This is a genomic window from Marichromatium sp. PS1, from assembly GCF_041155115.1.
Taxonomy (GTDB): domain Bacteria; phylum Pseudomonadota; class Gammaproteobacteria; order Chromatiales; family Chromatiaceae; genus Marichromatium; species Marichromatium gracile.
Genome location: NZ_BAAFHB010000002.1, coordinates 778,878 through 791,536 on the forward strand (window position 1 = coordinate 778,878; position 12,659 = coordinate 791,536).

At 69.0% G+C, this 12,659-nt stretch carries 13 protein-coding genes; 10 read left to right on the forward strand and 3 right to left on the reverse strand.

The features are described 5' to 3' along the window. Positions 1-5: 5 nt before the first annotated feature. Entirely contained in the window at positions 6-347 is a 342-nt protein-coding gene (locus ACAM26_RS04775) for a hypothetical protein (RefSeq protein ID WP_123143409.1), read from the reverse strand. 349 nt (positions 348-696) lie between these two features. On the opposite strand from ACAM26_RS04775, the gene ACAM26_RS04780 reads away from it, so the two are divergent. From ACAM26_RS04780 to ACAM26_RS04790, 3 genes are all read left to right on the forward strand, one after another. Then, a complete protein-coding gene (locus ACAM26_RS04780) occupies positions 697-1,218 on the forward strand; it encodes a TIGR02281 family clan AA aspartic protease (RefSeq protein ID WP_369613206.1) in 522 nt (173 codons plus the stop codon). Positions 1,219-1,413: 195 nt separating this feature from the next. Continuing rightward, entirely contained in the window at positions 1,414-1,827 is a 414-nt protein-coding gene (rnk, locus tag ACAM26_RS04785) for a nucleoside diphosphate kinase regulator (protein ID WP_062273124.1), read from the forward strand. A 138-nt stretch (positions 1,828-1,965) separates the two neighbouring features. After that, a complete protein-coding gene (locus tag ACAM26_RS04790) occupies positions 1,966-2,505 on the forward strand; it encodes a TIGR02281 family clan AA aspartic protease (protein ID WP_123139557.1) in 540 nt (179 codons plus the stop codon). 21 nt (positions 2,506-2,526) lie between these two features. Here the strand turns inward: ACAM26_RS04790 and ACAM26_RS04795 are convergent, their stop codons facing one another. After that, the gene (locus tag ACAM26_RS04795) at positions 2,527-3,831 is read right to left on the reverse strand and encodes a DUF3422 family protein (protein ID WP_123139556.1); all 1,305 of its coding nucleotides are present in this window, start codon (positions 3,829-3,831) and stop codon (positions 2,527-2,529) included. Between the two features lie 190 nt (positions 3,832-4,021). On the opposite strand from ACAM26_RS04795, the gene ACAM26_RS04800 reads away from it, so the two are divergent. After that, positions 4,022-5,521 (forward strand): SUMF1/EgtB/PvdO family nonheme iron enzyme, encoded by a 1,500-nt coding sequence (locus ACAM26_RS04800; protein WP_369613207.1) that lies wholly within the window; start codon positions 4,022-4,024, stop codon positions 5,519-5,521. Continuing rightward, positions 5,511-6,425 carry a PfkB family carbohydrate kinase gene (locus ACAM26_RS04805; protein WP_223806948.1) on the forward strand — a complete coding sequence of 305 codons (915 nt, stop codon included), beginning with the start codon at positions 5,511-5,513 and terminating at the stop codon, positions 6,423-6,425. The genes ACAM26_RS04800 and ACAM26_RS04805 overlap by 11 nt, the downstream gene beginning before the upstream one ends. A gap of 13 nt (positions 6,426-6,438) precedes the next feature. On the opposite strand, the gene ACAM26_RS04810 is transcribed toward ACAM26_RS04805, so the two are convergent. Beyond that, positions 6,439-7,470, reverse strand: coding sequence for an NADP(H)-dependent aldo-keto reductase (locus ACAM26_RS04810; RefSeq protein WP_369613208.1), 1,032 nt, complete (start codon positions 7,468-7,470; stop codon positions 6,439-6,441). A gap of 173 nt (positions 7,471-7,643) precedes the next feature. Here ACAM26_RS04810 and djlA point away from each other — a divergent pair, with 173 nt between their 5' ends. The 5 genes from djlA (at position 7,644) to trpE (ending at position 12,658) form a co-directional block, all read left to right on the forward strand. Next, positions 7,644-8,456, forward strand: coding sequence for a co-chaperone DjlA (djlA, locus tag ACAM26_RS04815; RefSeq protein ID WP_123139552.1), 813 nt, complete (start codon positions 7,644-7,646; stop codon positions 8,454-8,456). A gap of 595 nt (positions 8,457-9,051) precedes the next feature. After that, a complete protein-coding gene (locus ACAM26_RS04820; protein WP_132228978.1) occupies positions 9,052-9,549 on the forward strand; it encodes a hypothetical protein in 498 nt (165 codons plus the stop codon). Positions 9,550-9,632: 83 nt separating this feature from the next. Further along, on the forward strand, positions 9,633-10,325 hold the full coding sequence (gene rpe, locus ACAM26_RS04825; RefSeq protein ID WP_123139550.1) for a ribulose-phosphate 3-epimerase: 693 nt from the start codon (positions 9,633-9,635) through the stop codon (positions 10,323-10,325). Continuing rightward, positions 10,325-11,017 carry a phosphoglycolate phosphatase gene (locus ACAM26_RS04830; protein WP_123139549.1) on the forward strand — a complete coding sequence of 231 codons (693 nt, stop codon included), beginning with the start codon at positions 10,325-10,327 and terminating at the stop codon, positions 11,015-11,017. Before rpe ends, ACAM26_RS04830 begins: the two co-directional genes overlap by 1 nt. A 141-nt stretch (positions 11,018-11,158) precedes the next feature. Continuing rightward, complete coding sequence (gene trpE, locus ACAM26_RS04835; RefSeq protein ID WP_123139548.1) at positions 11,159-12,658, forward strand: anthranilate synthase component I; 1,500 nt, start codon at positions 11,159-11,161, stop codon at positions 12,656-12,658. The last annotated feature ends 1 nt before the right edge of the window (position 12,659 follow it).

Here is a 12,659-nt window from a genome sequence, read left to right on the forward strand (position 1 = left end):
TCGGTTCAGAGCACCTCGAGCGCGCGGACCAGGGCCTCGAGTTCGGGGTCTTCGGCGAGCGCGCCCTCCCAGACCCGGTAGCGTCGCTGGGTCGCCCCCTCGCCGATGCTCAACTCGACGATGAACCCCGAGGTGTCGGTCGGCGCCGGACGTTCGTCGGGTGCGCCGAGGGCGCTCGTCAGCCGTTGCAGACGCGCGCGCTGCGTCTCGTCGAGACAGCCTCGGCGCGGGGCGTGGCTGGTGTAGTCGCCATTCTCGATGCGGTAGTCGCCAGTGGCGTCGATACGGATCTCGACGGCATAGTCGTCCTGGCCGATCATGCGGTAATGCAGGGGTTCCAGCGGCATGGCGGGATCTCCGTGGCGGCGTTGCCGATTCCGGCCCGACGGCTGTCCGGCCGGTCCTGCGTCCAGCATAGTGCAGTGGCCGGTCGCGGCCCGCTTGCTTTTGGGCGCGCCGCTTGGCACCCTCGATTCGAGATGGGCGCCGTGGTGTCGGCGTCAGTGGGCGATGTCACCTGCATCGTGCAGGTTGTCCGCCCCGCTGGCCGGGGGTGAGAGCCCCTGCGCGCACCGTGGCTGGGCGCGCTTCGGCTCGTGTCCGCGCTCGCGCATCCGCGTTGCCGGTCACGACCGGGGGCGGTCGGCCAGGCGCCCGTGAAATCCGGACTCCCGCACCCCAGGTCGTCAGATATCGATGTCACGCCCCGAGGAACTCCCCCACCGGATCGGTCGGGCGATGCTGCTGGCCGCCTGGGTCGTCGCGCTCGGGCTGTTGGCGTGGCTGTTCGATGATCTGCTCGATCGCGATCGAGCACCGCCGCCGCGGGTGTTCGTCGCCCCCGACGGGGTGCCGAGCGTGGTGCTCGAGCGCAATCGCGCCGGGCACTATGTCGCCGATGGCCGGATCGACGGTGAGCCGGTGCGATTTCTGGTCGACACCGGCGCCACCGATGTCGCCCTGCCGCTGGCACTGGCGCGTCGCCTGGGCCTGGAGTTGCGCCCCGGTGGGATCAGCCGCACCGCCAACGGCGAGGTGCGGGTATGGCGCACGCGGCTGGCGCGCGTCGAGCTCGGAGGTCTGGTCGCCCATGACGTGCGCGCCGCCGTACTGCCGAACATGCCGGGAGACGAGGTGCTGCTGGGGATGAGCTTTCTCGAGCGCCTCGAACTCGTCCAGCGCGGCGAGACCCTGACCCTGAGGCCTGCGTCGGGCTGATCCCCTACGCCCCCTGTTGCCGAGGCGTCGCCGTCAGTGGCGACGTGTTCGTTCGCGCGTCGGTTGGAGAGCCCGGCGCCGGCAGCGCGAGCTGCAAGAAATCCGGGGCCGCGCGCCTGGCGCGCCGGCCCCGATCCCTGATGTCGAGCGCCCCATGAGGGGGCGCGGACTGGTCTTTTCCATCGAGATGACACCGTGAGCCAGAAACCACCCCTGATCGTTTCGGAAACCGATTTCGAGCGTCTGCAGCGATTGCTCGATACCCTGCCTGCCGATGGCGTCCCGGGACGCGACAACCTCGAGGAGGAGCTCGAACGCGCCGAGATCGTCGCTTCGGAGCAGGTGCCCGCAAACGTGGTGACCATGAACTCCCGGGTACGGGTGCGGGTCTCGTCCTCCGACGAGACCTTCGTGCTGACCCTGGTCTATCCCAAGGACGTCGACCCCGAGGGCGGCACCGTCTCCATCCTCGCGCCGGTCGGCAGCGCGCTGCTCGGGCTCGCCGAGGGCGCCGAGATCGACTGGCCGCGTCCCGGTGGCACGCTGATGCGGGTGTGCATCGAGGAGGTCCTCTATCAGCCCGAGCGCAGCGGCGAGTATCACCGCTGAGGGTGGCCACGCCTCGCCTGGGTTACACTCCGGCCGTCTCCGCCGCGCGCGAGACGTCGCCGGGGTCCGCCCAGGCGGGCCCGGATACCGGCGAGACCGCCGTCTCCTCTCCCCAGTTCGTCCAGGGACATGCCCGTGATGAAACCTTCGCTCCGCCCCGTCACCCTGCCGCCGTCGCTGCGCCGTCGCTTCGGCTCGTTGCTGCTGCTGGCCGCGGCGCTGACCCTGGTCGGCCTGGTCGGGACTCAGCTCGGCCAGCGCCATAACCCCAATCCGCGTCCGGTCGCCTATCTCGGCAGCGACGGCGTGCCCGCGGTGGTGCTCGAGCCCAACCAGGTCGATCAGTACGTCGCCACCGGGCAGATCAACGGCCATCCGGTCGACTTCCTCGTCGATACCGGCTCGGCTGATGTCGCCATGCCCTACCTGCTCGCCCAGCGTCTCGGCCTGAGGCTGAGGAGCGGCGGTTACAGCAAGACCGGTAACGGCAACGTGGCGACCTGGCACGCAACCCTCGAACGGGTCGACGTCGGCGGGTTGGCGGTCACCAACGTCAAGGCCACGGTGCTGCCCAACATGCAGGGCGAGGAGGCGCTGCTCGGCATGTCCTATCTCAAGCACATGGAGGTGGTGCTGCGCGACGGCACCCTGTCGCTGCGTCCCCTGGGCGGGGACTGAGCGCTGTCGCGCCCCGTCCGCTCAGTGGTGACCGTCGAGCAGCCGGCGCTTCATCCGCTTGAGTCCGAGCCAGGCGGCACCGACCACGATCGGCACCGAGAGCCCCATGCCGAGGGTCGCGTCGATCGGTAGCAGCCCCTGGGCCTCCAGACCCTTGAGGGCATAGCCGACCAGGCCGACGCCGTAGTAGCCGATGGCGATCACCGACAGCCCCTCGACCGTCTCCTGCAGCCTGAGCTGGATCCGGGCGCGCCGGTCCATCGATTCGAGCAGCCCGCGGTTTTGGTGCTGCAGGTCGACCTCGACGCGCGCGCGCAGCAGGCTCGCCAGCCGTGCGGCGCGCTTGGCCAGGTCCTGTTGCCGCTCGCGGGTGGAGTCGCAGGTGGCGATCGCCGGGGCCAGCCGCGCCTCGAGGAACTCGGTGAAGGTCTGCAGCCCTTCGATACGACGCTGACGCAGCTGTTCGAGCCGCTGCTGGACGATGCGGTAGTAGGCGCGCGAGGCCTCGAAGCGATAGATGGTGCGCGCGGCGACGGTCTCGATCTCGGTGGCCAGGGTGGTGAGCTCGGCGAGCAGTTCGCTCTCGCTGGCGCCGCGGTCGTGGTCATTGCCCTCGGTCATGCGCGCGGCCAGCGCCACCAGGCGGCGCTCGGCCTCGCTCAGCGCGCGCGTGGCCTCGCGTGCCGCCGGCAGCCCGAGCAGCGCCATCGCGCGGTAGGCATCGACCTCGAGGATGCGCTTGGCCAGGCGCCCGGCCTGGTTCTCCGACAGCCCGCAGTCACGCAGCAGGATGCGTGAATAGCCGTCGCTGTGGATGCGCAGGTCCGACCAGGCGCGGCTCGAACCACCGACCACCTCGGAGCCGATGAAGGGGTTGCCCTCGAACAGCGCCAGCAGCTCGTTGCTGCCGCGCTCGGGCATCTCGCACGACTCCAGCGCCAGCGCGGTGGCGGTGACCACCTGTCCCGGGATCTCGCGCAGCCAGTCCTGTGGCAGCTCGTTGATCAGCGGGTCGGTGAAGGGGTGGTTGAAGCGTTCGTGACGGCTGAAGGTATAGGTCACGAACTCGGTATGGCGCTCCCAGCGCAGCCACAGCCCGCCGCCGAGATCGACCGCATAGTACTGCCCGACCTGCTCGGGGCGACGCACGCCGAAATGATCGAGCAGTCGCAGCAGGTGCTCGGCATTGGCCCCGCTGCGTCGCTCGCCACAGACCGCGGCAAGGTGGAAGACGCGTGCAGGGGAAGGCAGCGGGTCGAAGGTGCGCGCGTGCAGCTCGGCGGTGACCGAATGACGCAGCGGGTGTTCCTTGAAGGCCGGGGACATCGATTGAAACAGGCTCGTTGTTGACACGGGTGCTCAGAGTAGCGGAAAAGGATGACCGGCGCGCGTGGGCGAGGTTCCGTCGCCCGCCTGGCAAAATCGGATGGGTGCCCGGACAATGGGTGTCCGATAGCGTTCGCGAAGGCCCTTGGTGGCTGGCGGGCGCGCCGCTCAAGAACGACGACGACTCACCATGTCCGAACCAACAGAGGAGACCGGTGTCGGCGAGGCCCGGACCCTGCGCGACTCGCTCGAGCAGATGCGCGAGCAGGCTGCGCGCGAGATCGACCGCCTCAACCGTCGCCTGGTGGCGCGCGAGCAGGCCGTCGAGGACAGCGTGGCCTCCGAGACCGAGCGCCTGGCGCTGCAGCAGGAGCTGACCCTGTTGCGCCAGACGCTGGGCGTGAAGGAGCAGGCGCTGGCGCGGATCACCGACGAGTGCCAGCGGCTCGAGGACCTGCTCGAGGATCGCAATCTCGCCTTCGACGGGTTGCAGCAGGCCTTCGAGCAACGCGACAGCTCGCTGCGCGAGACCCAGCGTGAGCTCGAACGCATGCGTCAGGAGATGGCCTGGCTGCAGAAACGTGCCTATGGTGCGCCACTCTCGCCGCCCCCGGCTGCGGCCTCACCGCCGTCGCCCCGTGCAGCCCCAGCCCGTGCGGCGGCGCCGCCGCGCCCACCGGTCTCGTCGCCGTCGCCGTCGTTGGCGTACGTACGGGGGCAGCGCGAGGGACGGCTGGTCATCGGTCTGGTACTGGTGGTGCTGGTGCTGATCAGCCTCGCGGTCTTCCTGCCGCAGTTGCGTGTCTGGTTCTCGGCGATGTCGCTCTCCGATGGACCGGCCGAGCTGATCTGGGCCGAGCCGCCGGAGCCGGCCACATCGTCCCCGGCAGCGCCCGCGCCGCCGCCGACCGTGACCGCGCGCCCCTTGATCCCGGCCACTGCGCCGCCGCGCGCCGAGCAGATGCCGCTGCTGCTGCGCGATCGGTTGGCCGACGGCGCCTTTGGTCCCGAGCTGGTGGAGCTGCCCGGGGGCAGCTTCCGCATGGGCTACAACTCGCTCGCCCGCACCGACCACATGCCCGCGCACCAGGTGAGGGTGGACGCCTTCCTGATCGGCGCCTACGAGGTCACCTTCGCCGACTACGATCGCTTCGCCCGCGCCAGCGGACGTCCCTTGCCGGACGATTACGGTTGGGGGCGTGGCGACCGGCCGGTGGTCGGGGTGAGCTGGGAGGATGCGAGCGCCTATGTTGCCTGGCTCTCGCGCGCGAGCGGTCATCGCTACCGGCTGCCCTCCGAGGCCGAGTGGGAGTATGCCGCCCGCGCCGGCGGGACGGGGTCCTACTGGTGGGGGTTCGGCAAGGAGCCGGGGCGTGCGGTTTGTTTCGATTGCGGCAGCGAGTGGGATCGACGCTCCAGCGCCCCGATCGGCAGCCTGCGGGCCAACCCCTTCGGTCTGTTCGATACCGCCGGTAATGTCATGGAATGGGTTGCCGACTGTTATGTCTTCGGCTATCAGGATGCACCCGTCGACGGCAGTCCCCGGGTCGACGGTGGTTGTACCGAGCGTGTCGCCCGCGGTGGCTCCTTCAGCCAGCCGTCGACGGCGATCCGCACCTATGCGCGCCAGCACTTCCCGCCGCGGACCCAGCTCAACATGCTCGGTTTCCGGGTCGCCCGTGACCCCTGAGCCCGGTCCGCGGGTGCTTGCCGTCGGCGTGGCCACGCTCGATCTGATCAACGAGGTCGCCGACTATCCGCCCGAGGATGCCGAGGTGCGCGCCCTGGCGCAGCGTCGGGCGCGTGGTGGCAATGCCACCAATACCCTGGCGGTGCTGGCCCAGCTCGGGTGGCGCTGTGCCTGGAGCGGTACCCTGGCCGACGATGCCGGGGGACGCTTCATCGCCGCCGATCTGGCGCGGCGCGGGATCGCGCTCGCCGCGGTGGAACGGGTCGCCGGGGCCGCCACCCCGACCTCCTACGTCACCCTCAGCCGTGCTTCCGGCAGTCGCACCATCGTCCATCATCGCGATCTTCCCGAGCTCGATGCCGCAGGCTTCGCCCGCGTCGGACTCGACGGGTTCGACTGGGTGCACTTCGAGGGCCGCAACCCCGCCGAGACCGCCGAGATGATGCGCCGGGTGCGGCGACTGCGTCCGCGGGCGCGGATCTCGGTCGAGCTGGAGAAAGCGCGTCCCGGGATCGAGTCGCTGGCCGCGCTGGCCGACCTGGTGCTGGTCGGGCGCGATCATGCGCGCGCCGGTGGTGGCAAGACGCCGGCGCGGGCGCTCGCGACCTTGGCACCGCTGGCGCCGCAGGCCTGCTGGGTGCTCGGCTGGGGCGAGGGCGGTGCCTGGAGCCGGGTGCCCGGCGCCGCCCCGCGTCATCATCCGGCCTGGCCGCTGGCGCGGGTGGTCGACAGCCTGGGCGCGGGCGATTGTCTCAACGCCGGGGTGATCGACGGCCTGCTGCGTGGGCTCGAGCTGGCGGAGGCGAGCGCGCGGGCGGTGCGGCTGGCCGGGTTCAAGTGCGCCCGGCCCGGTCTCGACGACCTGATCGATGCGGCGCTCGCGACCGCCGGCGTGCTCGACTGAGCCCTGGGCCGGCTCAGGGGGATGGGTTGGGCCAGCGGGTCTGGATCGCCTCGATCTCGGCGAGCAGTGCGGCGTCGAGCGTGATCTCGAGGCTGCCGAGGTTGTGCTCGAGCTGCTCGAGCGTGGTGGCGCCGAGGATGGTGCTGGAGACGAAGGGACGGGTGTTGACCCAGGCCAGCGCCATCTGCGCCGGGTCGAGACCGTGGTGACGGGCGAGGGCGACGTACTCGGCGGTGGCCGCTTCGGCCTGGGGGTTGTTGTAGCGCTTGAAGCGCGAGAAGCGCGTGATTCGCGCCCCGGCCGGGCGCTTGCCGTCGAGATACTTGCCCGAGAGTACGCCGAAGGCCAGCGGCGAGTAGGCGAGCAGACCGCAGTCCTCGCGCAGTGCGACCTCCGCGAGGCCGATCTCGAAGGTGCGGTTGAGCAGGTTGTAGGGGTTCTGGATGCTCGCCACCCGGGGCAGACCGTGCTGCTCGGCCAGGGTCAGGGCGTGCATCAGCCCCCAGGGGGTCTCGTTGGAGAGGCCGACATGGCGGATCTTGCCGGCGCGCACCAGCTCGGCGAGCGCCTCCAGGCTCTCGCGCAGCGGCACGCTGTCGTCGATCTCGGCGGGGCTGTAGCCGAGCCGACCGAAGAAGTTGGTCTGACGATCCGGCCAGTGCAGCTGGTAGAGATCGATCACATCGGTTTGCAGGCGGCGCAGGCTGCCCTCGATCGCGCTGGCGATGTTGTGCCGGTCGAGCCGCCGGGTCAGATGCGGCAGCCAGTCGGCAGGACCGGCGACCTTGGTGGCGAGCACCATCTCGTCGCGACAGCCGCGCTGTCTGAGCCAGTTGCCGATATAGGTCTCGGTGCGCCCCTGGGTCTCGCCGCGGGGCGGGACCGGATAGACCTCGGCGGTATCGATGAGGTTGATCCCGGCGGCGCGGGCGCGGTCGAGCTGGGCGTGCGCCTCGGTCTCGCTGTTCTGCTCGCCGAAGGTCATGGTGCCGAGACAGAGCGCGCTGACCTCGAGGTCGGTGCGGCCGAGTCGTCTGTAGTGCATCTGGGTCTCCTGTGACCGCTGCGAAGTGGTGATCGCACCATCTTAGCAACCCCTCCAAACCGGACGGGTTAGGCCCGCTGTGCCGTGCTAGTCTTGCGAGCCTGCGCCGGCCCCTGGTGTTCCTGGGGCGGGCCCGACATCCTGATCTCGCAATCATCATACGGAGTACATGCATGCGCTGGTTCGGTACGGCCGTCGCCGGCGGTCTCGGGTTGGTGTTCGGCGGTCCGCTCGGTGCCCTGTTCGGCGCCGCGCTCGGGCGTGGCGTCGATCGTGGCTGGAGCGCCAAGGGGGGAGAGCGGCTCACCCTGGAGCAGCGTTCGCGTATCCAGCAGCGCTTCTTCGAGGCCGGGTTCCGTGTCATGGGGCATGTGGCCAAGGCCGATGGCCGGGTGAGCAAGGCCGAGATCGCCTATGCCGAATCGGTGATGACCCGGATGGGATTGGGCGCGCCTCAGCGCCAGAGCGCAATCGCGCTGTTCGGCGCCGGCAAGGCGCCGGAGTTCGCGCTGGCGCCCGAGATCGCGGCGCTGCACGAGGTCGCCGCCGGTCAGGGGCCGATGCTGCATCTGCTGCTCGAGGTGGCGCTGTCGATGGCCTATGTCGACGGTCCGCCCTCGCGCGCGCAGCGCGCCGCGCTCGAGACCATCCGGCGCGGGCTCGAGGTCTCCAACGGCGCCTATCGACGCATCGAGCTGCTGGTCTCGCTGCAGCGTCGGGTCCGCGATGCCGGTGGCGACAGCTCCGCCGGGCCTGGCGCGGCGCCGCGGCGCGAGCTGCCGCTCTCACGCGCCTATGCCGTGCTCGGCCTCCGCGCCCGGGCGAGCGACGTCGAGGTCAAGCATGCCTATCGCCGGTTGATGAGTCAGCACCACCCCGACAAGCTGGTCTCGCAGGGGGTGAGCGAGGCGCAGATCCGCGCCGCCTCGCAGAAGACCCAGGAGATCCGCCGCGCCTACGAGACCATCACCCGCGCCCGCGGGTGAGTGCCGCCGCTTGGCGCTTGCCAGCCGCCAGGAAGTTTGAACCGCAAAGGGCGCGAAGGGATTCAAGCCATCAGCCATCAGCCATCAGCCGCCAGCCGCCAGCCGCCAGCCGCCAGCCGGGAGGATTGAACCGCCAAGCCGCAAAGAGCGCAAAGGTGTTCAAGTTGTCAGCGACCAGCGACCAGCGACCAGCGACCAGCGACCAGTGGTCGCTGGTCGCTGACACCGGCGCCAAGGTGATGGCAGGCCGTGCTGCTGCCGAGGACGCACACCCACTGGTGACTGGAGCCTGGTCGCTGGAGGCTCTACCTTTCCTTTGCGTGCTTTGCGTGCTTTGCGTGCTTTGCGGCTTTGCGGTTCGAATCAGCTTCCAGCGATCAGCATCCAGCCTCCAGTAGGCGAGGCTGGTGTGCATGATCGGCGATTGACGGGCAAGACGGTATCTTGGCGGTTCAATCTCCTGTTCGCTGTTCGCTGTTCGCTGTTCGCTGTTCGCTGTTCGCTGTTCGCTGGCGCCGGCCTGTCATTGCACCCGTGTGCGGGCTCTGCCTATACTCGGGCGCTCTAAGGAGATGACCAACGGCGGTACTGTAGGATGAGCGGTAGAGCGAAAGGGTACGGTTTGATCGGTGCGCTGGCGCTGCTGTGTGGAGGCCAGGCGCTCGCCGCCGGACTCGATCAGGCACTCGGTGGCATGGACTGGAACGATGACCGCCCGGCGGGCTTCGAGGTGCTGCACCAGGAGCGTTTCCAGGGCCGCGAGTTCACCCTCTGTGTCGATCCCTCCGCCGCCCCCACGGTCGGCGATGTGCGCTTCGATCAACGCATCTACCGCTTCGTCGATGGTCGTCTGGCGGCGATCTCCTTCATCAAGGAGGACGCCGGGCTCGACTGGTATCGCGCCAGTCGCGATCAGCTCGAATCGACCCTCGGCGCACCCAGTCAGGTGCTCGACAACCCCATGCTCGAGTTCTATCAGACCTATTGGCGCGACGCCCACAGCATGGGCTCGCTCGAGTGGGAGGAGGGCGACGCCGAGTATGACGAGGCGCCGGGCGTGTCCTTCACGCTGTCGCCGCCGCTGGGGCTCTGAGGCCGCGCGACGCGCGCATCGATCCAGTCCGCGCCCTACCCGGGGCGCGACGCCGAAAAAAACGAATCCAGGGGGACCTAGCCATGACTCGAGACCTGATTGCGCCATCGATCCTCTCGGCCGACTTCGCCCGGCTCGGCGAGGAGGTCGATCAGGTGCTGGCCGCCGGCGCCGACATCGTTCACTTCGATGTCATGGACAACCATTACGTGCCCAACCTCACCATCGGCCCGCTGGTGTGCGAGGCGCTGCGCAAGCACGGGGTCGAGGCCCCGATCGACGTGCACCTGATGGTCAAGCCGGTCGATCGCATCATCCCCGACTTCGCCGCCGCCGGGGCGAGCTACATCACCTTCCACCCCGAGGCCAGCGAGCACGTCGACCGCAGCCTGCAGCTGATCCGCGACCAGGGCTGCAAGTCGGGGCTGGTGTTCAACCCGGCCACGCCGCTGAGCTATCTCGACTATGTGATGGACAAGGTCGACATGGTGTTGCTGATGTCGGTCAACCCCGGCTTCGGTGGCCAGAGCTTCATCCCCGCGACCCTCGACAAGCTGCGCGAGGCGCGCCGTCGCATCGATGCCAGCGGTCGTGACATCCGTCTCGAGATCGACGGCGGGGTCAAGGTCGACAACATCGCCGAGATCAAGGCCGCCGGCGCCGACACCTTCGTCTCCGGTTCCGGCATCTTCGGCAAGGGCCGCGTCGAGGACCCCAACCGCTACGACACCATCATCGGCCAGATGCGCGAGGCGCTGGCCGGGGCGGGGCGCTGATGACCGCCGCCGCCTCGCTCCTCCGCCCGCAGATGGTGCTCTGCGATCTCGACGGCACCCTGGTCGACAGCGTCCCCGACCTCGCCTACTGCGTTGATACCATGCTGGCGCGTCTGGGCCGTGCGCCCTGTGGCGAGGCGGCAGTGCGCAACTGGGTCGGCAACGGGCTCGAGCGGCTGGTGCGCCGCGCCCTGGTCGGCGCGCTCGATGGCGAGCCCGATGCGAGCGAGTTCGACCGCGCTTATCCGATCTTCCTCGAACTCTATGCCGAGTACACCTTCGAGCGCGCCGCGCTCTATCCCGGGGTGCGCGAGGGGCTGGATTTCCTCAAGGCGGCCGGTTATCCGCTCGGGTTGGTGACCAACAAGGCGGCGCGCTTCACCGGGCCGCTGCTGCGTCATCTCGGGCTCTACGAGGACTTTGGCATCATCATCAGCGGCGATACCCTGCCGGCGTGCAAGCCCGATCCGTTACCGCTGCAGCATGCGGCGCGTCATTTCGGCGCCGACCCGGCCGCCTCGCTGATGGTCGGCGACTCGGTGAGCGATGTGCGTGCTGCACGAGCGGCAAAATTCGGTATTATTTGCACCAGCTATGGGTACAATCACGGCCAGGACATCCGCGACAGCGGTCCCGACGCGGTCATCGACTCGCTGACCGAATTGACCGGGATACTGGCCCCGTCCCGCTGAGCGCGGGGCGACGACACGGCAAACGGACTCTGACACATCATGTGGATCGACGCGGCTCGAGTGACGGTAGGGTGGCGATGGCGACGCTAAGTCGCCTTCGTCTGACCCCTATCGTCCAAACTCAGCCGTCAGGAGATCCATATGACTCCCGAGACCTTTTGTGCCCTCGCCGAGCAGGGCTATAACCGCATTCCGCTCGTCAGCGAGGTCCTCGCCGACCTCGAGACCCCGCTGAGCGTCTATCTCAAGCTCGCCGCCGGCGCCAACTCCTATCTCTTCGAGTCCGTCCAGGGCGGCGAGAAATGGGGACGCTACTCGATCATCGGCCTGCCCTGTCGCACCCTGCTGCGGGTGCGTGGTCACGAGGTCAGCCTGGAGCGCGACGGCGCCGTGATCGAGTCGCACCAGGTCGCCGACCCGCTGGCCTGGATCGAGTCCTATCAGGCGCGTTTCGAGGCCTTCGACGTCGAGGGGCTGCCGCGTTTCACCGGCGGTCTGGTGGGCTATTTCGGTTACGACACCATCCGCTATATCGAGCCCCGGCTCGGCGACTCGCCCAATCCCGATCAGCTCGACACCCCGGACATCCTGCTGATGGTCTCCGACGAGGTGGTGGTGTTCGACAACCTCAGCGGTCGGCTCTATATCGTCCTCCACCTCGACCCCACCGCGGGCGACACCCTGGAGTCGGGGCAGGCGCGGATCAACGCGCTCACCGAGCGCATGTGTCGACCGCTGGTGCCGCACCACAGCGGCGAGCGCCGCCAGGTCGACGAGAGCGACTTCGTCTCCGGCTTCACCGAGCAGGGCTTCAAGGACGCGGTCGAGCGGACCAAGGACTATATCCTTGCCGGCGACTGCATGCAGGTGGTGCTCTCGCAGCGTCTGTCGATCCCCTTCAAGGCCCCGCCGCTCGATCTCTATCGCGCACTGCGCGGGCTCAATCCCTCGCCCTACATGTACTTCCTCGACTTCGGCGAGTTCCAGATCGTCGGCTCCTCGCCGGAGATCCTCACCCGGCTGGAGGAAGAGGAGGTGACCGTGCGCCCGATCGCCGGGACGCGCAAGCGCGGCGCCAACGAGGCCGAGGACCAGGCGCTCGAACGCGACCTGCTGAGTGACCCCAAGGAGCTGGCCGAGCACCTGATGCTGATCGACCTCGGGCGCAACGACGCCGGCCGGGTCTCGGAGATCGGCAGCGTGCGCCTCACCGACAAGATGGTGATCGAGCGCTACTCGCACGTCATGCACATCGTCTCCAACGTCACCGGGCGGTTGCGCGAGGGGATGAGCGCGATCGACGTGCTGCGCGCGACCTTCCCCGCGGGCACCGTCTCCGGCGCGCCGAAGATCCGCGCCATGGAGATCATCGACGAACTCGAACCGGTCAAGCGCGGGATCTACTCCGGCGCGGTGGGCTATCTCTCCTGGAACGGCAACATGGATACCGCCATCGCCATCCGTACCGCGGTGATCCGCGACGGGACCCTGCACATCCAGGCCGGCGCCGGCATCGTCGCCGATTCCCAGCCCGAGCTGGAGTGGCAGGAGACCATGAACAAGGGGCGCGCCATCTTCCGCGCGGTGAGTGCCGCCGAGATGGGCATCGATCGTTACGGCTGCGGGCTGAAGGGGGAATGAC

Bases quoted from the DNA above. Each gene is read 5' to 3' on its own strand.
- ACAM26_RS04830 (WP_123139549.1), top strand. From the start codon at position 10,325: ATGACCGCCGCCGCCTCGCTCCTCCGCCCGCAGATGGTGCTCTGCGAT.
- ACAM26_RS04800 (WP_369613207.1), top strand. From the start codon at position 4,022: ATGTCCGAACCAACAGAGGAGACCGGTGTCGGCGAGGCCCGGACCCTG.
- ACAM26_RS04775 (WP_123143409.1), bottom strand. From the start codon at position 347: ATGCCGCTGGAACCCCTGCATTACCGCATGATCGGCCAGGACGACTAT.
- djlA (WP_123139552.1), top strand. From the start codon at position 7,644: ATGCGCTGGTTCGGTACGGCCGTCGCCGGCGGTCTCGGGTTGGTGTTC.
- ACAM26_RS04795 (WP_123139556.1), bottom strand. From the start codon at position 3,831: ATGTCCCCGGCCTTCAAGGAACACCCGCTGCGTCATTCGGTCACCGCC.
- ACAM26_RS04820 (WP_132228978.1), top strand. From the start codon at position 9,052: ATGAGCGGTAGAGCGAAAGGGTACGGTTTGATCGGTGCGCTGGCGCTG.
- ACAM26_RS04790 (WP_123139557.1), top strand. From the start codon at position 1,966: ATGAAACCTTCGCTCCGCCCCGTCACCCTGCCGCCGTCGCTGCGCCGT.
- trpE (WP_123139548.1), top strand. From the start codon at position 11,159: ATGACTCCCGAGACCTTTTGTGCCCTCGCCGAGCAGGGCTATAACCGC.
- ACAM26_RS04810 (WP_369613208.1), bottom strand. From the start codon at position 7,470: ATGCACTACAGACGACTCGGCCGCACCGACCTCGAGGTCAGCGCGCTC.
- rpe (WP_123139550.1), top strand. From the start codon at position 9,633: ATGACTCGAGACCTGATTGCGCCATCGATCCTCTCGGCCGACTTCGCC.
- ACAM26_RS04780 (WP_369613206.1), top strand. From the start codon at position 697: ATGTCACGCCCCGAGGAACTCCCCCACCGGATCGGTCGGGCGATGCTG.